The organism is uncultured Dialister sp. (genome assembly GCA_900314595.1).
In the GTDB taxonomy this organism is placed as follows: domain Bacteria; phylum Bacillota; class Negativicutes; order Veillonellales; family Dialisteraceae; genus Dialister.
Genome location: OMVW01000004.1, coordinates 80,391 through 102,299, shown reverse-complemented (window position 1 = coordinate 102,299; position 21,909 = coordinate 80,391). Strand labels below are relative to the sequence as shown.

Annotated in this window: 16 protein-coding genes; 7 read left to right on the top strand and 9 right to left on the bottom strand. The window is 48.9% G+C overall.

What is annotated here, in order from left to right; genetic code table 11:
* Window positions 1-560: 560 nt before the first annotated feature.
* Together QZN42_RS03080 and typA are read right to left on the bottom strand one after the other, a co-directional pair.
* A complete protein-coding gene (locus tag QZN42_RS03080) occupies window positions 561-1,064 on the bottom strand; it encodes a transporter (protein ID WP_296954262.1) in 504 nt (167 codons plus the stop codon).
* 357 nt (window positions 1,065-1,421) lie between these two features.
* The gene (typA, locus tag QZN42_RS03075; protein WP_296954261.1) at window positions 1,422-3,242 is read right to left on the bottom strand and encodes a translational GTPase TypA; all 1,821 of its coding nucleotides are present in this window, start codon (window positions 3,240-3,242) and stop codon (window positions 1,422-1,424) included.
* A 595-nt stretch (window positions 3,243-3,837) separates the two neighbouring features.
* On the opposite strand from typA, the gene QZN42_RS03070 reads away from it, so the two are divergent.
* From QZN42_RS03070 to QZN42_RS03045, 6 genes are all read left to right on the top strand, one after another.
* Window positions 3,838-4,455 (top strand): GTP pyrophosphokinase family protein, encoded by a 618-nt coding sequence (locus tag QZN42_RS03070; protein ID WP_296954260.1) that lies wholly within the window; start codon window positions 3,838-3,840, stop codon window positions 4,453-4,455.
* A gap of 325 nt (window positions 4,456-4,780) precedes the next feature.
* Complete coding sequence (locus QZN42_RS03065; RefSeq protein WP_296954259.1) at window positions 4,781-5,461, top strand: response regulator transcription factor; 681 nt, start codon at window positions 4,781-4,783, stop codon at window positions 5,459-5,461.
* A complete protein-coding gene (locus QZN42_RS03060; protein ID WP_296954258.1) occupies window positions 5,458-6,738 on the top strand; it encodes a cell wall metabolism sensor histidine kinase WalK in 1,281 nt (426 codons plus the stop codon). The genes QZN42_RS03065 and QZN42_RS03060 overlap by 4 nt, the downstream gene beginning before the upstream one ends.
* Window positions 6,739-7,396: 658 nt before the next feature.
* Window positions 7,397-8,248 (top strand): pantoate--beta-alanine ligase, encoded by an 852-nt coding sequence (gene panC / locus QZN42_RS03055; protein WP_296954257.1) that lies wholly within the window; start codon window positions 7,397-7,399, stop codon window positions 8,246-8,248.
* Window positions 8,249-8,251: 3 nt separating this feature from the next.
* Window positions 8,252-8,635, top strand: coding sequence for an aspartate 1-decarboxylase (gene panD / locus QZN42_RS03050; protein ID WP_296954256.1), 384 nt, complete (start codon window positions 8,252-8,254; stop codon window positions 8,633-8,635).
* Between the two features lie 118 nt (window positions 8,636-8,753).
* Entirely contained in the window at window positions 8,754-9,719 is a 966-nt protein-coding gene (locus QZN42_RS03045) for a bile acid:sodium symporter family protein (RefSeq protein WP_296954255.1), read from the top strand.
* A 229-nt stretch (window positions 9,720-9,948) separates the two neighbouring features.
* On the opposite strand, the gene QZN42_RS03040 is transcribed toward QZN42_RS03045, so the two are convergent.
* Together QZN42_RS03040 and QZN42_RS03035 are read right to left on the bottom strand one after the other, a co-directional pair.
* On the bottom strand, window positions 9,949-10,839 hold the full coding sequence (locus QZN42_RS03040; RefSeq protein WP_296954254.1) for a YihY/virulence factor BrkB family protein: 891 nt from the start codon (window positions 10,837-10,839) through the stop codon (window positions 9,949-9,951).
* Window positions 10,840-11,209: 370 nt separating this feature from the next.
* Window positions 11,210-14,953 (bottom strand): phosphoribosylformylglycinamidine synthase, encoded by a 3,744-nt coding sequence (locus QZN42_RS03035; RefSeq protein ID WP_296954253.1) that lies wholly within the window; start codon window positions 14,951-14,953, stop codon window positions 11,210-11,212.
* Window positions 14,954-15,105: 152 nt separating this feature from the next.
* Here QZN42_RS03035 and QZN42_RS03030 point away from each other — a divergent pair, with 152 nt between their 5' ends.
* Complete coding sequence (locus QZN42_RS03030; RefSeq protein WP_296954252.1) at window positions 15,106-15,288, top strand: hypothetical protein; 183 nt, start codon at window positions 15,106-15,108, stop codon at window positions 15,286-15,288.
* 28 nt (window positions 15,289-15,316) lie between these two features.
* Here the strand turns inward: QZN42_RS03030 and QZN42_RS03025 are convergent, their stop codons facing one another.
* The 5 genes from QZN42_RS03025 to rpoC all read right to left on the bottom strand — a co-directional run bounded on the left by QZN42_RS03025 (window position 15,317) and on the right by rpoC (window position 21,892).
* Entirely contained in the window at window positions 15,317-15,517 is a 201-nt protein-coding gene (locus QZN42_RS03025; RefSeq protein ID WP_296954251.1) for a helix-turn-helix domain-containing protein, read from the bottom strand.
* A 21-nt stretch (window positions 15,518-15,538) separates the two neighbouring features.
* Entirely contained in the window at window positions 15,539-15,664 is a 126-nt protein-coding gene (locus QZN42_RS03020; protein ID WP_296954250.1) for a hypothetical protein, read from the bottom strand.
* A gap of 189 nt (window positions 15,665-15,853) precedes the next feature.
* Window positions 15,854-16,630, bottom strand: a complete 777-nt coding sequence (locus tag QZN42_RS03015; RefSeq protein WP_296954249.1) for a hypothetical protein — start codon at window positions 16,628-16,630, stop codon at window positions 15,854-15,856.
* Window positions 16,630-17,412, bottom strand: a complete 783-nt coding sequence (locus tag QZN42_RS03010) for a hypothetical protein (RefSeq protein WP_296954248.1) — start codon at window positions 17,410-17,412, stop codon at window positions 16,630-16,632. The genes QZN42_RS03015 and QZN42_RS03010 overlap by 1 nt, the downstream gene beginning before the upstream one ends.
* Window positions 17,413-17,743: 331 nt before the next feature.
* Complete coding sequence (rpoC, locus tag QZN42_RS03005) at window positions 17,744-21,892, bottom strand: DNA-directed RNA polymerase subunit beta' (protein ID WP_296954247.1); 4,149 nt, start codon at window positions 21,890-21,892, stop codon at window positions 17,744-17,746.
* Window positions 21,893-21,909 lie beyond the last annotated feature (17 nt).

The following is a 21,909-nucleotide window of genomic DNA, read 5'->3' as shown; positions in this document are numbered from 1 at the left end:
TCGATTTCTGCCGCTAACCCAATTATACAGAAAAATTGAACTCCCACCGGTTTTATTTACGGTGGCAACGGCGCCGATATGTGTAATTGGGGAGCTGTCGCCGCAGGCAACTGAGGGGTTGTTCTACAGCTGCCCGGAGATAATGTGAGAATTCCCCATAAATACTCGTGCCGCGCGAGCGGCACACCCGCCCGACAGCCCCGATACTCCCGAGATTCCCGACATTCCCGATTCAAAAGTATTTCTTCCTTCAGTTTCCTTTCAGACAAGAATTTTAAATTTCTAAAAAGCGAAATGACTTTCGAGTGAAGAGAATGACTTGAATGAGAAAAACTGTACATTGGAGTTAATGGTTAATTTCTCCGCCTGTGCACAGTCCCATATATAATTCGTGCCGCGTCAGCGGCACACCTGCCCGACAACCCCGACAATCCCGAGATTCCCGACACTCCCGATTCAAAAGTGTTTCTTCCTTTAATATCCTTATATAAACAAATTTTATTTCCCTGTTTCTAAAAAACAGCAATAAAAAAGCAGCCCTCAATGGACTGCTTTTTCTTTTAAAAGTGATAATTGAGACCAAAGCCGATACCGCCTTCGTTATCGATATCATCCCGATCATAGTACGTATAGTTCACGTCCAGATCCAGGGACGTAGGTACCAGATCCAGCTGGAGACCTGCCTTGTACTGCCGTTCCTCGCTGGAAACGAGGAGGCCTGCATAGGCATCGAGGGGTCCCACTACGTTCGCACGGCCTTCTACCATGCCGAACATCTTTGCATCTCTATCATAGTAATTTCTCGAGCCGGCGCCCAGATAAATGCGGCCGATTTTATATTTGGCATACACATCCGTTTCATCGCCCCGGTGATTCCAGTGACGATATTCCGCGCCAATAGCCAGCTTCGGAACCGGCCTGATTTCCAGGTGACCGCCATGAATGCCGTCAGCTGCCGTATTGTAATTATACCCGGCTTCCACATCCATAATCCCGCCAATGGCAAAAGCGCTCCCTGCGCCTGTGAGAACCAGGACGGCTGCCAGGATTAAAATCTTCTTCATAAGGACTCCTCCTTTCTATAATTCTCTCTTGTAACTATTATATACCCAATTTAGGGAAAACGGATAGAAGAATTATAAATTTTCTATAAATAGCGATTCGAGATATTTGGCATATATCGTGGTCCGTGAAGGATATGGACCCTGCGGAAAATCCATTTTTATGGTGTGCTTCGCGCACAGGTTTAGCACGCAATGGGCATGAATACAAACTCATTCTTGTCCGGTATTCCATATAAAATGGCCCGCTTTCATATTTTTATGCGGGCACCTCCACCTATCACTTACCACTCCATTTCAGACACAATTAAAGTCCCGGCCAAAGCCGGGACTTTTTGCTTAAGCGGTCAATCAAAAGTATTACTGCTGGCTCTTCTTTACATTGGCATTCTTATAACGTGCCTGGCGGGAGAGGACCATCTTTCTCATGCGGAGGCTCTTCGGGGTAACTTCGACCAGTTCATCATCGTTGATCCATTCGAGTGCGGATTCAAGGGTGAATTTGCGGCAAGGCGGCAGCTTGATTGCATCATCGGAGCCGGCTGCACGGGTATTGGTGAGGTGTTTCTTCTTGCAGGGGTTGACGTCCATATCCTGGTCGCGGGCATTTTCACCGACAATCATACCTTCGTATACTTCAACGCCCGGTTCGAGGAAAAGATCACCGCGGTCGAGTACGGAGTTCAGGCCGTATGCAGTGGTGGTGCCTGCTTCGAAAGCAACGAGGGAGCCTCTTGTTCTTTCCGGAATATCTCCCTTGTAAGGAGCATAGCCCTGGAATACATGGTACATAATACCGGTTCCGCGGGTGGTAGTGAGCAGTTCATTTCTGAAACCGATGAGTCCGCGGGCAGGAATGGAGAATTCCATCTTCATGTAGCCGGCCAGTTCATCCATGGAAATCATTTCTGCTCTTCTCGGTCCAAGACCTTCCATAACAGCACCCATGAATTCCTGCGGAACTTCAATGGTCAGTCTTTCGAGCGGTTCACATTTTTTGCCATCGATGGTTTTGTAAATAACCTGGGGTTTGGAAACTTCCAGTTCAAAGCCTTCACGGCGCATGGTTTCGATAAGTACGGAGAGATGAAGTTCGCCGCGGCCGGAAACCTTGAATGCATCGGAAGTATCAGTATCTTCTACGCGGAGAGCCACGTTTGTTTCAATTTCTTTATAGAGACGGGCACGAATGTGACGGGAAGTGACGAAATCGCCTTCTCTGCCGGCAAAGGGGCTCTTGTTGACATGGAATACCATGGACAGGGTCGGTTCGTCGATATGAATGGTGGGGAGAGCTTCCGGATTCACTGCATCAGTTACGGTTTCACCGATATTGATATCTTTGAAACCTGCCATTGCGCAGATATCGCCTGCTTTGACTTCAGCAGCCGGAGTCCGTTTCATTCCCTGCCAGGAGAAGAGGGAACCGATATGGTCGGTGCGGGTTTTTTCTCCATCCGTAATGGCAACGGTCATGCCCTGTTTTGCGGTACCTCTGGTGACACGGCCGATAGCGACCTTGCCCAGGTAATCATCGGCTTCCAGTGTGGTAGCCATGATCTGCAGTCCACCTTCCGGATCCACATCCGGGCAGGGGCAGTATTTCAGGATAGTATCAAAGAGGGGTCCCAGATCTTTGCCTTCATCTTCCATATGAAGTTTGGCAATACCGTTTCTGGCAGAAGCATAAATCAGCGGGAAATCGAGCTGGTCATCATCTGCTTCCAGTTCGATGAAGAGGTCCAGGATTTCGCCTTCCACGTCAGAAATACGCTGGTCAGGACGGTCGATCTTATTGATGACAACGATTGGTTTCAGCTTATGTTCCAGAGCCTTGCGGAGTACGTACTTGGTCTGGGGCATCGGGCCTTCATGAGCATCGACCAGCAGCAGAACGCCGTCTACCATATTGAGGATACGTTCTACTTCACCGCCGAAATCCGCATGCCCTGGGGTATCAACGATGTTGATTTTTACACCATTGTGCATGACAGAGGTATTCTTGGCCAGAATGGTAATGCCTCGCTCTCTTTCCAGCGGGTTGGAGTCCATGACACGTTCTTCCACTTTCTGGTTTTCTCTGAATACATGGCTCTGTTTCAACATAGCGTCCACAAGAGTCGTCTTGCCATGGTCGACGTGAGCGATAATGGCAATATTGCGGATATCTTCTCTTTTCATTTCTTTCTTTTTCTCCCTCGGGTATACAGCAAAAAATTCAATGCATCTTGGTTATTATACCATATAAAGGCAAAGATGTTTATAGAAATTGTCAATACGGTTTATTATAGCATGGTTTATCTGCCAATACAATAATTATGTAAGGGAAACTTTCAACCGGGACAGTTTTTGTCTCGGGGCAATCGGGGGGTATCGGGGCGGTCGGGGCAGTCGGGAAGGATATGGTTCGCTGCGCGAACCAATTTTTATAGTGCGCTCTGCGCACAGCCTTTGGCATACTTAAAATAAAGGAAATAAGGTTTTCTGGAATCATATCTGTTTTGAAATACAAAAAACTCTTTCCTCAATACTTCAAGGTTCAGTGGTCCAACGATTTTAATAAAAATTCATGTTCATTCAGGTTCCTCAAAATCAAAACTCTGCGCCCTTATAATTTTAAGGCGCCGCCTTCCCGAATCCCCGACACCCCGAGTTACCCGACATCCCCGATTCAAAAGTAACATCAAATTCAGTTTCCTTTCTATCCTCATGTTATAATAAAGAATACCTTATATATGTAAAATTTAAATTGAGTCGCCTGTAAAGGAAATAAAAAATGCCAGAATCCATCTATGGAGCCCATAAAGACACACTTCCGAAGATACTTGACGGGCTTGTTTCAAAAATCAAAGCGTTCAGCGATGATTATAAGGAAAAAACCGGTGAGGCTGCTTATGAGCACCTCATTTACCGGGTGAAGTCAGAGGAAAGCATGCGGGAGAAATGCCGTCGGAAAGGGCTTCCCGAGACAGCCAGATCCGCACTGGTGGATATACATGATGCCATAGGCATACGCATTGTCTGCTGCTTCCTCAATGATGTATATGACAATATCGAATTCATTTCCTCCCTTCCGGATGTGGAAATTGTAAACCGCAAGGATTATATCCGGAATTCCAAGCCCAGCGGATACAGGAGCTACCATCTCATTCTCCGCCTTACCGCCCCATTTGAAGATGAGGAAGGAAATAATCCGGGAAAATTTTATGTGGAAGTCCAGCTCAGAACCATTGCCCAGGACTCCTGGGCCAGCCTGGAACACCAGATGAAGTACAAAAAGGATATCAAAAATCCGGAAATGATTACAAGGGAACTCAAGCGCTGCGCCGATGAACTGGCCTCCTGCGACCTATCCATGCAGACGATACGGAACTTAATCAGACAGGAGCATTAAGGGTTAGAGTCATCAGGTGTATTCGTTCTTCGTTGTTCGTGATTCGTGATTCGTTGTGGATATGGTTCCCTTCGGGAACCAATCTTATAAAAAGTAATCTCAGAACTGTCAACAAAATACCGATTCAAACAAGCTGAATCATTTGAGAGATCTTATAAATCTTTTAATAAAAGCTTTTTTCACCCTGGATGAGGGCCGAAGGCTTTAATCAATAAAATTGGTTCCGCAATGCGGAACCATATCCTTCACGAACAACGAACAACGAATAACGAAAAACGATACGGACAGATGACTTGATCCATTGACCAGTTATAAAGGAGAAATTATGAAGCTTTTATACGCCGAAGATGAAAAAGACATGGCAAAGGTAGTCGTGGCCATTATGAAGCACCAGGGGTATGAGGTGGACTGGGCGGAGAATGGAAAGATTGCCGTAGACTTCGCATCAAAGAAGAATTACGATTGTATGATATTTGATATTATGATGCCTGTGATGGACGGAATCGAAGCTTTGAAGGAAATCCGCGCATCCGGCGATGTGACACCTGTCATCATGCTCACGGCAAAGTCGGAAATCGACGACCGTATTTCCGGCCTGGATTCGGGGGCTGATGATTATCTCACAAAGCCTTTTGCCATTGGAGAACTGCTCGCCCGGGTCCGTTCCCTCACAAGAAGGGTGAAAGATTTTACCCCTTCCACTTTAACTGTCGGTTCCACTTCTCTCGATACGGAGGAGCAGGAACTTTCCGCCCACAATGCCATCCGCCTTTCCGGAAAGGAAACAAAGCTTCTGAAGCTTTTCATGCTGAACGAAGGAAAACTTCTTTCCACGAATTATATTTTTGAAAAAATCTGGGAAGACGAAAAAGATGTAGACGAAAGTGTGGTGTGGATTTATATTTCCTACCTTCGTGAGAAACTTTCCGCCATCAATTCGGACCTTGCCATTGAAGGAGAGGAGGGGAAAGATTTCCGCCTCACCCTGAGGAAGGAGGACGCATGAATCCTATCCGCAAACTTCGCCGCCGGTTCATTGCGCTTGCTACCCTGGCCGTCTGCATTATACTCATCGGGGCACTTGGTCTCATCAATGGTATCGGCTACTATACCATGAAGAACCACTGCCTGGATACGATGGCATTTATTTCCGAAAACGGTGGGACCATGCCCTCCCGGTACCACAGGAATCCCTCCCTCTGGATTGAAGATATCCTTCCCGGGTTCACCTGGGCGGAAGATACGCCGGAATTCGCCTTCCAGACCCGGTATTTCTCCATTCATCTCAACGAGAACAGGGAAATTACTGCGGTCAATGTAAAGAATATCTATGCCTTTTCCGAAAAGCAGGCCGTGGAATTCGTAAAAACCGCCCTCCGGGAAGATGATGTGAGCGGTTTCATCACGAAAAACAAGACCCACTATGGATACATGAAAACGCCTCTTGAAGACGGAGGTTCCCTGATCGTCATTATGGACTGCACGAGAGAATTCTCCGATGTTCATACTTTCATGTCCTATTCCATGTGGTTCGGTCTGCTCTGTGTCATCCTTTACGTCATCATTCTGGCGGCTCTTTCTAAAAAAGCCATCGAGCCTTTTGTACGAAATGCGGAAAACCAGAAACGGTTCATCACCAATGCCAGCCATGAGCTGAAGACGCCGCTGGCCATTATTTCCGTCAATGCGGAAGCCATGGAAATGATGGAAGGGAAAAATGAATTCACCGAAGGAATCAGAAAGCAAGTGCGCCGCATGTCCGGCCTCATCAGCCATCTCATCCTCCTCTCCAAAGCAGGAGAAAGCACGAAAGCAGAGCTGAAGCCGGAAGTTTTTAATCTGAAAGATGTGCTGAAACGGAATGTGGAGGAATTTGATGTCCTGGCCCAGGACCAGCAGAAAAAGCTCACTCTTTCCTGCAGCGAAGATTTCAAAGTGAAAACGGATGAAAAATTTCTTTCCGAAATCCTTCATATCCTTCTGGATAACGGAATCAAGTACTGTGACGATGAAGGAACCATCACGGTAAAGGCCGTTCGGAGCAATAAAAAGGAAATAGAACTTTCCGTTTCCAACGATTACAAAGATGGAAAGGACGTGGACTACAAACGGTTCTTCGAACGGTTCTACCGGAATGATGAATCCCATAACAGCAAAAAGTCCGGCTACGGCATAGGTCTCTCCATCGCCAGGGAACTTTCGGGCCTCCTCTCGCTCCCCCTTAACGTCAGCTGGAAAGAGGGAAGGATATATTTTACTCTCATCATCAGGGAAGAAACCTGACCGGTCATTTAGTGCTGAATCGTTGTTCGTTGTTCTTTCTTCGTGATTCGTGATCATGGGCGCCTTAATAATACAGGGCGCCCTTTTTTATATTTTGAAAAAATCTCCCTGTCGGGTCAAATACGTAAAAGGCAAAATCTTCGGCGCTCATAAATTTGCGCCGCACCTTCACTTACCACTTACCACTTTTCACTTATCACTTATTTGTTATAAGGATTTTCTTTTTCAAATGTTTTCTTAATCATTTCATCTTGACAAAAGGTTCCTGCCGCGGTATTCTTTCCCTTGGATGACATGGCAGGCGTCCAATTCACAGGGGCATCCCGGAGGGAGCTTAAAGTGATGAGGATTCCGCGTTGCATGGGAAAGTTTCCCGGGCATCCGCGCAGTAACCGTCCCGGAGCTGCAGCGGGTAAAGAGAGAGAAACCGACCGCAGATGTTTCCAAAAATTTCATATCGCTTGGATTGTAATAACCGAGACGAATGCAGTGATTTCAAAAATACGGGCATCTTTCGGATGCCCTTTTCCTGGTCACCACGTGGCAAAGCAGGCGCTGACGCATTCTCTTTGGAGTGCGTCTTTTTTATTGAAATCCTGTCCCGTTGTTGCAGAAAAGCAGTAGGGAAAGCTGATTTCCCAGGAAAGGATGTCAAAAAATGATTATTGCTCACAAGATCAGCGAACTGAAGGAATTCGTTCACAAGTGCAAGAAGGAAGGCAAATCCATCGGCCTCGTAACAACCATGGGCGCCCTTCATGAAGGCCACGCTTCCCTGATCAAAGCTGCAAGGGCTGAAAACGATATCGTCATTACCACGGTATTCGTCAACCCAACCCAGTTCGGACCAAACGAAGACTATGCAAAGTATCCGAGAACCCTGGAAGCTGATGCAAAAGTTGCTGAAGCTGCCGGCGCAGATTTCCTCTTCAACCCGGCTCCGGAAGAAATGTACCCCCACAAGGACCCCACCTGGGTTGAAGTAGAAGGACCGATTACCAAAGTCCTCTGCGGCCGTACCAGACCGATTCATTTCAGAGGTGTTGCTACGGTATGCACGAAATTCTTCAACCTCACCGAATGTGACCGCGCTTACTATGGCCTGAAAGATGCCCAGCAGACCCAGGTCCTCCAGCGTATGGTAGAAGACCTCTTCATGAACCTCGAACTCCGCATCTGCCCGATCGTCCGTGAAGCAGACGGCCTCGCAAAGAGTTCCAGAAACATTTACCTCTCTGCTGAAGAACATAAAGCAGCCCTCGTTCTTTCCCGTTCCCTGAAGCATGCTAAAGAAGCTTTTGAAAAAGGTGAAAGAAATAAACAGAAACTCATCGACCAGGTAACTGAAGAAATCAAAACTGAACCGATGAGCGACATCGATTATGTAGAAATGTACGGCATGCCGGGCCTGACTGAAATGGGCGAAACCATTGAAGGAAAAGCGCTCCTGGCACTGGCCGTCAAATTCGGCAAGACTAGACTCATTGATAACGTAGTACTGGAGGCATAAGCAATGACTTACACAATGATGCATGGAAAGCTTCACAGGGCAACCGTGACAGAAGCCAACCTGAATTACATGGGAAGCATCACCATCGATCAGGATCTTCTGGATGCTGCAGGCATCCTCCCGGGTGAACTTGTACAGATCACCAACAACAATAATGGCGCCCGTCTGGAAACCTATACCATCCCGGGCAAACGGGGAAGCGGCGTAGTCTGCCTCAATGGCGCAGCTGCCCGCTGCACCCAGGTAGGTGATATCGTCATCATCATGGCCTATGCCCAGATGGATGAAAAAGAAGCCCGCGCTCTTCAGCCGAAAGTCGTCATGCTGGACGAACACAACCGTCCCATGAAGGTCAGAGGCCAGGAAAAGGAAAGAGAAATCGGCTGATTCCCGCATCATTGTGAAACGCCACAATATTTTCAGGGGTCATCAAAAGGACTGGCATGCAGGGTGCATACGAGCCCTTGCATTGCTTTCTCCTCCCCTTTTCTCAAGGAGAATGTAAATGTTACAAAAGATCGTCCGTTTCTGTACGAAATATATGTCCGTCGGCGTTGTGCTGATCGGTATCTTCAGCGTATTCTTCCCGAATGTCCTGAAACCTCTTGCAAAATATATTCCAATCATGCTGGGTGTCATCATGTTCGGTATGGGCATGAGCCTTACGCCAAAGGATTTCAAAAACGTTTTCAAGCAGCCAAAGAATGTAGCTCTGGGGACCCTTCTCCAGTTCATCATCATGCCGGCTCTGGCATTTATCCTGATTAAAGTTTTCGCACTGCCCCCGGCTATCGCTATCGGCGTAGTCCTGGTCGGCTGCTGCCCCGGCGGCACCGCGTCCAATGTCATTTCCTACATTGCCCATGCAGACGTTGCCCTTTCCGTTTCCATGACCATGGTGAATACCATCCTGGCGCCTTTCGTTACCCCATTCCTCATCTGGCTCATTGCCGGTGCCTGGGTTGATATTTCCTTCACTTCCATGATGATGTCTATCGTGAAGATGGTCCTCCTGCCGCTCCTGATCGGCGTAGGGTTCAACTATTTCTTCCCGAAGCAGGTAGAGAAAGTCACCACTGTGACCCCGCTCCTTTCTGCTCTCGTCATCATCTTCACCGTAGGCTGCGTAGTCTCTCTCTCCGGTCATACGATTATTGATAACGGACTTATCATCCTGGCAGTCGTTATCCTTCACAACCTCTTTGGTATGGCTCTCGGCTACTTCTGCGCAAAGAAATTCGGCATGAACAGAGCCCAGATCCGCGCCATGTCCATCGAAGTAGGCATGCAGAACTCCGGCCTCGCTTCCACCCTGGCTCTCATGTACTTCACTGCAGCCGGCGGAATCGCAGGCGCTATCTTCTCCGTATGGCACAATGTGTCCGGCTCCCTCTTTGCTTCCTGGTGTGTCGGCCGGGATGAAGAAGAAGAGATGGAAAACAAGTCTTTTGCCGGTGAAGCTGCGAAGTAAGATTTTAGTTTTTGGTTCTTAGTTATCAGTTATCTCATAGCAGCTGACAAACTAATAAAAAAGCCTTTCAGACGCTGTCAATTCTGAAAGGCTTTTTTGATGAGGAAATATGAAATTGCAGCCTTCTCATCCCCTTTCCCGCCTGCCCCAATCCCCGATTCCTGATTCTCAATCCCTCTTCCGCCAATATAAAAAGTGCCCTTATGCAGGCACTTTTACGAGCAGCGGTTCATTCCGCTTTTTCAACTCCCAGATACTTGTCTCTTCGTTCTGCCGTCTCATTCCAGGTCACAATGATTTCTCCCCCTGCGATAATGACCATGGCAGCCAGGCGGAACCAGATGAAGAGGACAATCAAACCGATGAGGGAGCCATAAGTAATGCCCATGGAGGAAATATGAAGGATATAATATCCATAAGCAGCAGTGAGTCCCAACCAGATGAGGGTCACAAGAAATGAAGCGACAAGTACCCGCTTCCAGCTCGACCGCCTCCCGTCAGGCGCATACTGATAGAAAAACCCCAGAGAAAAAGCGACAATATTGAAAGGAATACCAAATTTCACCACAGTCCACAAATCAAGGAACAGCGCAGGTACCTTAAAATAATAAGCAATAGCATAAACCACGGCATTTCCAAAAACGATGAGCCCCAGAGACAGGATCATGGCAAAGGAAATAAAAAGCGTAAAAATAATGGATTTCGCATTGACCATGATATAGGACTGCCGGTTTCTGTCCCCCAGGAACGCTGCGTCCATGGCGCGAATCAACGTATCCACCCCCTGGGAAGAAGTCCACAGGGCACCGGCAAGACCGACGATCAGCCAGATGGAGCTTCGGGCCTGCAGGATGCGGATAATATTCTGCTCCATCGTGGCCGCCACATCGGCGGGAAGATAGGTCAGAAGACGCAGAATCAGGCTCATCTGGGGAGCTGCAAAGAAAAGAATGGCATTCACCATGAAAATCAGGAAAGGAACAAGGCCCAGGATGAAATAATAGGTGGATTCCGCCGCCAGGGCCGTCACATTGTCATCATTAAACCGCTGGAAGAAACGCTTGAGGAAGAACATCTTCGTCCCGTCCGTTTCCTTTGGATAGAAGTCCTCGATTGTCATGGCCTTCCCTCCCTTCGTACTCTCTCTTAATAAATTCATTATACCTTTTTTCAGAGCTGTTGGCTAATGGGGAAATAGGGGACAGAAGTCAGCAGTCAGCCATTAGCCGTTGGCAGTTAGCGGTTATTGCTCAGTGATAAGTGAAGGTGGCACGGAAGCGCGCCAAATAAAAAAAGAAAACCCATCAGATTCTTCTTGAACCTGATGGGTTTATTTTACGGAATAGCAAGGAATACGTTTCACGCAGGAATTGCGGGCCAAAGACCCGAAGGACCGTTATATAAGATTGGTTTCCGAAGGTCCATATCCTTCACGAATCACGAATCACGATTACGATAAAAGCCGCTGAACCTTTCCTGTCGAAAGTGAATTAACCCCGGAAATACTTCACGCCTGCTTCAATAAGGGGCTGGTATTTATTTCCTGAAATATTCTTTGCAATATTAGTGCCTCTTCTTTCGGTATGGCCCATCTTGCCGAGAACTCTGCCGTCCGGGGAAGTAATGCCTTCGATGGACCAGCAGGAACCATTCGGATTGTACCGGCTGTCGTAAGTGGCATTGCCTTCAAGGTCCGTATACTGGGTGGCAATCTGCCCATTTTCGGCAAGGGCTCTGATCTGTTCATCGGAAGCGATGAACCGGCCTTCGCCATGGCTGATGGCAATGCTGTAGAGATCTCCCGGTTTGCAGAGGGAAAGCCAGGGGGATTTCGTGGAAACCACTTTCGTGGTGACATAACGGGAAAGATGGCGTCCGATGGTATTGAAAGTCAAAGTCGGCGCATCATCGGTCAAAGGCTTGAATTCACCATAAGGTACAAGACCCAGCTTGATGAGTGCCTGGAAACCGTTGCAGATACCAAGGACAAGTCCGTCTCTTTCATGGAGAAGTTTTTCCATGGCATTTTTCAGTGCATCATTTCTGAAAACGGCTGCAATGAACTTGCCAGATCCATCCGGTTCATCGCCTGCAGAGAAGCCGCCCGGGAACATGACAATCTGGGCATGGCGGATGCGTTCTGCCATTTCTTCCACTGCTTCCTTCAGTTCAGCGGAATCCCTGTTCCTGAATACAAATACATCGGCCACGGCCCCTGCCCTTTCAAAGGCCCGGGCACTGTCCACTTCGCAGTTCGTGCCGGGCATGGTGGGGATGAAGACTCTCGGTCTTGCGATATTTGTATGAACGTAGAAGAGAGGATGGAATTTCTTGTCCGGAATGGCCGGCACCTTTTCATCGCTCCCCTTTGCACGGCGCGGGAAAATGGGATCCAGCGGTTCTTCATAGGCTTTGAGGAGATCGGCGAGAAGAATGGTTTCTCCATAGGCCTCCATGGTATTTCCGCCTACGGTGCCAAGGAGTTTCGTATGGGGCTGTTTCGTAAATTCTTTCGCCAGTTCCGGTGTCGTTTCCACGACGATAGCTCCATAGAAGTTGCCAAAGAATTTGGCAAGCGGAAGATTTCCTGTAAATTTCACGCCCAGCTTGTTGCCGAAAGCCATCTTGGCCACAGTGACTGCCACTCCGCCATGGTCTACGGCCTTCATGGCTGCGATATGGCCGGCCTGCACTTCTTTATAGAGGAAATCAGCATGTGCTTTGAATACATCCAGATTCGGCATGCCTTCTTTGTCTTTCGGCATTCCGAAGAGGACAAGGGCATCTCCTTCCTTCTTCAGTTCCTGGCTTACGGCTTCAGAAGCTTTGCCCGGAGCCACTGCGAAGGAGACGAGTGTCGGCGGTACATGAAGATCATTGAAAGTGCCGCTCATGGAGTCCTTGCCGCCGATAGCACCAAGACCCAGGGCTTCCTGCATATGGAAAGCGCCAAGAAGGGCAGCTGCCGGTTTGCCCCAGCTTGTTTTATCGGTCAGTTTTTCGAAATATTCCTGCAGGGTAAGATAAGCTTTTCTCCAGTCAGCGCCAAGGGATACGAGGCGGGTCACAGAGAGAAGCACTGCATAAACAGCTCCATGGAACGGGGACCAGGTAGCAAGGGCAGGGTCAAATCCGTGGGTCATGAAGGATGCGCTGTCCGTTTCGCCCTTCCGTACCGGGAATTTAGCCACCATGCCATCGGTCGGCGTCTTCTGGTACTTGCCGCCAAAGGGCATGAGCACCGTACCGGCACCGACAGTGGAGTCGAACCGTTCAGAAAGTCCCTGCTGGGAACAGTTATTGAGATCTTCCATGGCTTTGAGCCAGGTTTCTTTCACGGATTTTGTTTCTACAGGATGGAAATAGCCTGTTTCATCAGGCTTTGCGATGTAGGCGGATTTCACCTGCTGTGCGCCGTTCGTATCCAGGAAAGCTCTGGAAATATCAACGATCGGTGTACCTCTCCATTTCATGACGAGGCGCTTTGTATCAGTTACATCGGCAATCACGGTAGCTTCCAGGTTTTCTTCTGCTGCATAACGAATGAACTGGTCAGCATCTGCTTTTCTGACAACCACTGCCATTCGTTCCTGGGATTCGGAAATAGCCAGTTCCGTCCCGTCAAGGCCTTCATATTTCTTCGGGACTTTATCCAGGTTAATATCGAGGCCGTCAGTGAGTTCGCCTACAGCTACAGATACGCCGCCGGCACCGAAATCATTGCACCGCTTGATGAGGCGGGTCACTTCACCCCGGCGGAAGAGACACTGGATTTTTCTTTCGGTCAGAGGATTGCCCTTCTGCACTTCAGCGCCGCAGGTTTCGATAGATTCCGTATTCAGTTCCTTGGAAGAGCCCGTTGCACCGCCCATACCGTCACGACCGGTGCGTCCGCCTACAAGAATGACTACATCCCCCGGCTCGGGAGCAAGGCGGATGACGTGGTCTTCCGGAGCTGCGGCTACCAGCGCACCGATTTCCATGCGTTTTGCCACAAATCCCGGATGATAATATTCTTTGACTTCTCCTGTGGCCAGACCAATCTGGTTGCCATAGGAGCTGTACCCTTTGGCTGCCTCGATGGTGATTTTTCTCTGGGGCAGTTTGCCCGGAAGAGTTTCTGAAAGAGGCACTCTGGGGTCACCGGCACCAGTGACACGCATGGCCTGATATACATAAGAACGGCCGGAAAGAGGATCGCGGATACAGCCGCCAAGACAGGTGGCTGCGCCGCCGAACGGTTCGATTTCCGTCGGATGATTGTGGGTTTCATTTTTGAAGAGGAGAAGCCAGTCCTGTACTCCTTCCTCCGTATCCACTTTGACCTTGATGGTGCAGGCATTGATTTCTTCGGACTGATCCAGATTGGCCAGTTTTCCTTCCTTGCGAAGGGCTTTGACTGCAGCGGTAGCCATATCCATAAGGGTCACGGGACGGGTCGTATCTTTCCCGTAAATATGGATTCTTGTTTCTTTATATTCATCCAGAGCTCTGGCGATTGGTGCGCTGTAAGTGCCTTCTTCCACGCCGATATCGGTGAGTTTCGTGGAGAACGTGGTATGGCGGCAGTGATCGGACCAGTAGGTATCGAGCACCTTGACTTCAGTGACAGTAGGATCTCTTTTTTCTTCATCCCGGAAATAATCGCGGATCATGGCCAGGTCATCATGGCTCATGGCAAGGCCCATGGATGCGATGAGATCATCAATTCCTCTATCATCCAGCTTTGTGAGTCCTTCCACTGTGGGAACAGGCTTCGGTTCTTCGATGGGAAGGTCCAGAGTATCTGCCGGAAGAAGAGAAGCTTCTCTCGATTCCACCGGGTTCACCAGGAATTTCAGGATTTTCTCACGATCCCCGTCGATGAAGGAACCCTCAAATACATAAACCAGGGCACAGCGCACTCTGGCACTGTCTTTACCGGTGACAATAGCCAAGCACTGCTCAGCAGAATCTGCTCTCTGGTCATACTGTCCGGGCAGAAACTCCACGCCCAGCACAAAATCTCCTTTCGGAAGCTCAGTGGTCGTGCTGTCTACCGGCGGTTCAGAAAATACAGTGGCTACTGCCTTTTCATAATCTTCATCAGTAAGTCCGTCTACATCATAACGATGGTAAATGGCAGAGCCTGCAATGCGGTCCCCCAGTACCTCGCGGAGCTGGCTCGTCAGGCTTTCTTCACCCTGGCGGAAACCTTCTTTCTTTCGTACATACAAACGTCTGATATCAGACACCTTCAACACTCCTTCCCCAACGCGGGCAGAGCCCGCAACGCTCAAGAAATGGCGAAAAGTTCATGGTCATACATCATTATATTACCACAAAACCTATCTTTTCTGCGATAAAAATATAGGGCGGACCATCAGGCAGATTGGAGAAATAGTGGATGGCAATCGGTAGTCAGTTTTTAGTTTTTAACAGCCAGGCAGAGGAGATTCACAGCCCCGGCCCGATTACAGTAAGAATATGGATTTTCCCATTCTTTATTTGGAAATTCCATATTTCAAAAAGTTCGGAAACAGGAAATAAAAAAGCCGAACCTTTTCCTGCAGCAAGATTCAGCTTTTAATTATTTCCATTAAATCAGAATGTATCCCCTACACTCCTGCCTCTTTTCCATAGAGCCTTTCCATGCCTGATCTCGTAATGAGCCAGACCCTGCCGGACTGACGGCTTTCTTCTCTCGAAAATCTTGGCGGATATCCCTTCTGGCCCCGGCAGGCGGATTTCAGGGTATTGGGTGAGACATGCCACCGCCCGGCCGCTTCCGCAATCGTCATGACCTCGTCTATAACCATAGTCCTCCTTCGGCTTCAGCCTTATCCTTTTTCAACCGTGCTTTCTCTCCTCTTAAGTCCTCCTCCCAGGCCATTGACGGCGTTATACAGATTGATGATGGACAAGATCAGCGCCGCCAGGGAAATGATAAATGATGCTTTTTTCATTGACTCCCCTTCCTTTGACTACCGGAAATCCGCTTCTATTGTTTTTACTCCCTCCTTTGCCTTTTACGGTCATAGTATATCACCCACCTGAGACAACATCTGTCATGATGAATGATATTTCTTGAAAATTCCAATAAAAAATCAGGTTATCCGGAAAACCGGTTAACCTGATGAAATCCATATTTCTCACTATTTACTTTCCGATGCCTGCTTTTCCCGCTCTGCCCTTCTCTTCTGACTGTCACCCAGGATTTCTCCCAGATCCATGTACTGGCGCTTGCCAAGCAGTTCCTCTTTAGCAGCAATTTTTGCCAGGTCGTCAATGGCATAAATAAGGGGTCCTTTGCCTTCATCCGGAGTGAACAGCATGAGCACATCCAGATATTTCCTGTCCTCGCTCGGGAAGAGATAGGCTCTCGTATACATAGGAAGGATAAGTCCTTCTTCGTTATAAATGACCCGGGCGCCGGCAGTCAGTACGTAAGATTCATTGCCTGCAAGACGGCGGAGAGGCTCTTCACTGGATATTTCCACTGTTACGTTCTTTTCAGCCAGAGGACCCATGGCATTGATGGCAAGGCCCATCATGGTCTTTTCCATATCTTTGCGAAGAGTTGATTCCGGATCCAGAAAAGCGCGATTAACCTCAGTAAGGACTTTCCACTGCTCTTCTCCCAGATTCATGGCAAAAAATGGCATCATCATTTTGGCTGACTTCTGGGGAAGCCGGGTCCGGATGATGTAACCGGAAGAGAACTTTTTCGCGCTGTTCAGATTAACCGCAAGCTGCCCCAGCTGGTAAGGCACTTCTCCTCCTGCAAAGGGAATCGTCTGCGTACCAGGAATATCTTTATAGGTAAACCGGTCCGGCAGGTTCTTTTCTGCCAGTGCCTGAAAATCATAGGCCGCAGCGCTTGCGCCCATGAAAAGGACCGCCGTCATAAGGAGGGATGCTATTTTTTTCATCAGCCTTCACTCCTTTTCAATTGATAATATCCATAAAGCAGAACTTTTTCCATTTCCTCAGCAGTGGCATGGCTGCCGATAGTAAGAATGAGGAAATAATTGTCCTTTTCTTTGAAAAGCGCTGAATAAATCCACATGGGGAACGAAAGCCCCTTTTCATTGGTCATGACAATGCGTGCCTCCTGCGCCCAGTGGTATGTGCCATCATCCGCTTTATAGGCGCGCCAGGGCTCGAAAGCCTGAATCCGCACATGCCCCTTGCCGCCCTTTTCTTCCATTACATGGTCAAGGAGATCCTGAAATTCGGACAGCTGAATCTTTGGCAGGCCAAAGAGGGATGTAGGACGTCCTGCATCTTCCCGGAATGCATTTTTCCAGAAAGATGCATTCCTTTTCTTTCCCTCATGAAAGAATTCTTCTTCTGTCCCCCGGATAACAAAAAGGGATGCTGTGTAAAGTCCTTTCACTTTCGATTTTTTCAGCTGGTAAATATGAAGTGAATCATAAGGATATGGCGGTTTTTCGGGATAGAGCTGCATCCCCGGCGGCACCGTAAGGACCGACCACATGGCAGCATTGGCCGTCTTCCCGTAGTCCTTTTGATGAGAGCTGTCTATGAAGAACCGATTGATGGCCGTATGCCCCCCGTCGGTGACCGTGACCTCCCGCCCGAAAGGGATCGTGCCAAGGCCATCGATGGTGAGGTCCTCTGCCGCAGCAAGTGCCACTGCCCCCGCTGCAAGTGCCAGGGCAAGCGTAATATTTCGAAGAGTATGAAGCATACAAACTCCTTCCATGAATCCAGCTTGTTATTTCTTTTATTGTAGAAAAAATTGAAGAATCCCGCAAGTAGGATTTACACCGGACGGAAATATGGAATCCGTATTCTCCACCGCGGAGCGGGCCGGCTGCATTCATGGCTTCCGACGTCATGCCGCCGCAGCATCGTTCTGCAGGATTGTGCTTCATATGACAACATATCGGTCCGGTTCCATAAAACCGGCCTTTGATCCGGGCCATACCATCCCTTTTCCATTCCTTTTCTCCCCTGTATTTGAAAAAAGACAAAAAAACATCGGACAAATTGTCCGATGTTTTTTATTTACGACTGAATCATTCCGCACTTTCTGCAGATGCTGCAGCGGGTTCATCGTTGTGAACCACATTGAGCTTGCGGTAACGGCTCATGCCGGTACCGGCAGGAATGAGTTTGCCGATAATAACGTTTTCTTTCAGGCCCAGCAGCGGATCTTCCTTGCCTTTAATAGCGGCTTCAGTAAGTACGCGGGTGGTTTCCTGGAAGGATGCGGCAGAGAGGAAGGAATCTGTAGCGAGAGCTGCCTTGGTAGTACCGAGAAGCAGATTTTCACCGACAGCTTTCTTCCTGCCTTCGTCTTCAAGACGTCCATTGGTAGCGCGATATGCCACGATATCCACGGTCTCGCCCGGAAGCCAGCCGGAATCGCCCGGTTCAATGATTTTGATCTTGCGGAGCATCTGGTGAACGATGATTTCAATGTGTTTATCATTGATTTCAACGCCCTGGCTGCGATAAACCTTCTGGACTTCTTTAACGATATAGTTCTGGGTGGCCTGTACGCCGAGGACTGCCAGGATATCATGAGGATTGATATTACCTTCAAAGAGGCGGGTGCCTGATTCGATGTGCTGACCTTCAGTGACGGAAATCTTCTTGGCTACCGGAATCTTTTCGCTCTCTGTTTCTTCATCATTGGTAATAGTGATGACCTTGACGTTCGGGTTATCTTCCGCGTTGGTGATGGAAACAGTGCCGGCAATTCTGGAAATAATGGCATTGCCCTTCGGTTTACGTGCTTCGAACAATTCTTCGACACGTGGAAGACCCTGGGTAATATCTTCTGCCGATGCTACGCCGCCGGTATGGAAGGTACGCATGGTCAGCTGGGTACCAGGTTCACCGATGGACTGGGCAGCGATGATTCCCACCGCTTCACCGATTTCCACGTGACGGCCGGTTGCCAGGTTTCTGCCATAGCACTTGGCGCAGACGCCATGAGCGGAGTGGCAGGTCAGGATGGAGCGAACGGTAAGCTTATCATAATATTTCTGGATTTCTTCTGCCTGGTCGTCAGTGATTTCTTCATTCTTCTTAGCAATCACTTCGCCAGTATCCGGATTGACCACATCTTCCAGCGGGCAGCGGCCTGCAATGCGGTCTGCCAGAGATTCGATAGGCTGTCCATTATCATCAATCTTGGTGACTTCTACGCCTTCCATCTGATCCATACGGACACGGATGACCGGAATGTCAGAGGAAAGGATTTTTTCAGCAGCTTCTGCATCGATTACAGTACCAGCAGGAAGGACTACACGGCCTTCACGGTCAAGAGCATCGTCTTCCAGCTTCTTGCCTGCGAAATGGACAGTAAGGTGATGGCGCATAGCACGGTTGTATTCTTTGACTGCGTCAGCTGTACCGAGATCAAAGGTTTGCGGTTTTTCCGCTTCATCCCCCTCCTCGGCAGACGGGATAACGACAGTGATGGATTCCACAAGATGATGGTTGAGAAGGGTCACATCATCGGCATCCAGTGTCTTGCCCTTGACGAGAAGGATATTGCCGTTTCTCCGGTCAATCACATCTTCATCGAGTACTGCACCGAGGAGTTTCGGTTTCAGGCGGAAAATAGTATTCTTGACTTCCGGCTGGGAAGCAATAATGCTCTGTTCCCTGTCGAAGTTCAAAACCTGTACATCACAGTCTTCTTCGCGAACGATGACATCCTGGGATACATCGACCAGACGACGGGTCAGATAGCCGGAGTCTGCGGTACGGAGTGCCGTATCTGCCAGACCTTTACGGGCGCCGTGGGAGGAGGTGAAGTAATCAAGGACTGTCAGGCCTTCACGGAAGTTTGCCTTAACCGGCAGTTCTACTGTCTTACCTGAGGTATCGGCAATCAGGCCGCGCATGCCTGCCAGCTGACGGATCTGGTTATCGTTACCACGGGCACCGGATTGGGCCATCATGGTCAGCGGGTTGAACTTCACCATGGAGCTCTTCATCTTCGCACCGACTTCATCGGTCTTTCTAGACCAGACGGAAACGACCTGCTTGTATCTTTCATCGTTGGTCATGAAGCCGCGGCGGTAAGACTTTTTAATGGCTTCGACCTGTTTGTCCCCATCTGCCAGAATGGCATTCTTTTCCGGAGGTACAGCGACATCGTAAATGCCGATGGAAATACCGGAAACGAGAGCATAATGGAAGCCAAGTGCCTTGACGGAGTCCAGAAGGTCGCCGGTTGCTTTGAATCCCAGTTTCTTGAAGCAGTCGTTGACGAGCTTGCCCATCTGCTTCTTGCCGATTGTAACACCGAGGCCGTTATTCACGACTTCATAATTGTTTCCGTTTTCATCTGTTCTCTTTTCATGACGCTTATAGAAGAAGCGGAGTTCTCTTGGGATGGCATAGTTGAAAATCAGGCGGCCCGGAGTGGTAATGACGAGATCTTTGTCATCATCATTGAAACCATCCGGACGATCTTCTTTCGGAATGCGCACTTTAATGAAATCATGGATGCGGATTTCATGGAGTGCATAAGCCAGCATGACTTCGTCATAACCGATGTAGGCATGGAGACGGGAAGTATCCATTTCGTCTTCTGCCTTTTTCCATTCTTTCATGGGATCGAATTTTGCATGAGGATTAGCTTTCTTTTCCTCTTCTGTAAATTCGACCTTTTTATCATTGGCGGTTTCTACAATGGTAAGGTAGTAGGAACCGAGGATCATATCCTGAGAAGGAATAGCGACAGGTTTGCCATCCTTGGTAGAAAGGATGTTATTGATGGAAAGCATGAGGGTTCTTGCTTCCGCCTGCGCTTCCACGGACAGCGGCAGATGGCAGGCCATCTGGTCACCATCGAAGTCCGCATTGTAGCCGGGGCATACGAGCGGATGCAGCTTGATGGCACGGCCTTCCCAAAGAATCGGTTCGAAGGCCTGAATGCCCAGTCTGTGAAGGGTCGGTGCGCGGTTCAGGAGTACCGGGTGTTCCTTAATGACATCGCCCAGGACATCCCAGACTTCAGGCGCCAGTTTATCGACTTTCTTTCTGGCAGCTTTCAGGTTATTGGCTACGCCTCTCTTAATCAGTTCATGCATGATGAAAGGTTTGAAGAGTTCGATAGCCATAGCCTTCGGCAGGCCGCACTGGTACATTTTCAGTTCCGGACCGACAACGATTACGGAACGGCCGGAATAGTCAACGCGTTTGCCGAGAAGGTTCTGACGGAAACGGCCCTGTTTGCCCTTCAGCATATCGGAGAGGGATTTCAGCGGTCTGTTTCCCGGGCCGGATACGGCGCGTCCCCTGCGGCCGTTGTCGATGAGGGCATCGACGGCTTCCTGGAGCATACGCTTTTCATTTCTGATGATGATTTCCGGTGCACCCAGTTCCATCAGTCTCTTCAGACGGTTGTTTCTGTTGATGACACGGCGATAAAGGTCATTCAGATCGGAGGTAGCGAAACGGCCGCCATCGAGCTGGACCATAGGACGCAGTTCCGGTGGAATGACCGGAAGGACGGTAAGGATCATCCATTCCGGTTTGTTTCCGGAATGAAGGAAAGCTTCGACTTCTTCAAGACGGCGAATGCATTTCACTCTGCGCTGGCCGCTGCCTTCTTCAATTTCTTTCTTCAAAGCAGCTTCGAGTTCTTTCAGATCAAGTTCTTTCAGGAGCTTCTGGATGGCTTCTGCACCCATCTGTGCCTTGAAGGAACCTTTGCCATAGGTGGCAAGGGCTTCCTGGTATTCCTGTTCATTGAGGACCTGCTTTTTCAGAAGGTTCGTTTCACCCGGATCGATAACGATATAGGCTGCGAAATAGAGGACTCTTTCAAGCTGTCTGGGGGAAATTTCAAGGATCAGACCAATCCGGGACGGGGTACCTTTGAAGTACCAGATATGAGATACCGGGCAGGCAAGCTGAATGTGACCCATCCTCTCACGACGTACTTTGGAAGAGGTGACTTCGACACCGCACTTGTCGCAGACGGTGCCTCTGTAACGCATCTTCTTGTATTTGCCGCATTTGCATTCCCAGTCTTTGGTCGGTCCAAAAATCTTTTCACAGAAGAGCCCGTCAGTTTCTGCCTTCAGGGTCCTGTAATTGATTGTTTCCGGCTTCGTTACTTCACCATGAGACCATTCAAGGATCTTTTCCGGAGAGGCGATGCCGATTTTCATGGAATCAAATTCGTTTACATCTAACAATTGAGTAGTCTCCTTTC

Coding starts and splice junctions, on each gene's coding strand:
- QZN42_RS03080 (WP_296954262.1), bottom strand. CDS start 1,064: ATGAAGAAGATTTTAATCCTGGCAGCCGTCCTGGTTCTCACAGGCGCA.
- typA (WP_296954261.1), bottom strand. CDS start 3,242: ATGAAAAGAGAAGATATCCGCAATATTGCCATTATCGCTCACGTCGAC.
- QZN42_RS03070 (WP_296954260.1), top strand. CDS start 3,838: ATGCCAGAATCCATCTATGGAGCCCATAAAGACACACTTCCGAAGATA.
- QZN42_RS03065 (WP_296954259.1), top strand. CDS start 4,781: ATGAAGCTTTTATACGCCGAAGATGAAAAAGACATGGCAAAGGTAGTC.
- QZN42_RS03060 (WP_296954258.1), top strand. CDS start 5,458: ATGAATCCTATCCGCAAACTTCGCCGCCGGTTCATTGCGCTTGCTACC.
- panC (WP_296954257.1), top strand. CDS start 7,397: ATGATTATTGCTCACAAGATCAGCGAACTGAAGGAATTCGTTCACAAG.
- panD (WP_296954256.1), top strand. CDS start 8,252: ATGACTTACACAATGATGCATGGAAAGCTTCACAGGGCAACCGTGACA.
- QZN42_RS03045 (WP_296954255.1), top strand. CDS start 8,754: ATGTTACAAAAGATCGTCCGTTTCTGTACGAAATATATGTCCGTCGGC.
- QZN42_RS03040 (WP_296954254.1), bottom strand. CDS start 10,839: ATGACAATCGAGGACTTCTATCCAAAGGAAACGGACGGGACGAAGATG.
- QZN42_RS03030 (WP_296954252.1), top strand. CDS start 15,106: ATGGCAATCGGTAGTCAGTTTTTAGTTTTTAACAGCCAGGCAGAGGAG.
- QZN42_RS03025 (WP_296954251.1), bottom strand. CDS start 15,517: ATGGTTATAGACGAGGTCATGACGATTGCGGAAGCGGCCGGGCGGTGG.
- QZN42_RS03020 (WP_296954250.1), bottom strand. CDS start 15,664: ATGAAAAAAGCATCATTTATCATTTCCCTGGCGGCGCTGATCTTGTCC.
- QZN42_RS03015 (WP_296954249.1), bottom strand. CDS start 16,630: ATGAAAAAAATAGCATCCCTCCTTATGACGGCGGTCCTTTTCATGGGC.
- QZN42_RS03010 (WP_296954248.1), bottom strand. CDS start 17,412: ATGCTTCATACTCTTCGAAATATTACGCTTGCCCTGGCACTTGCAGCG.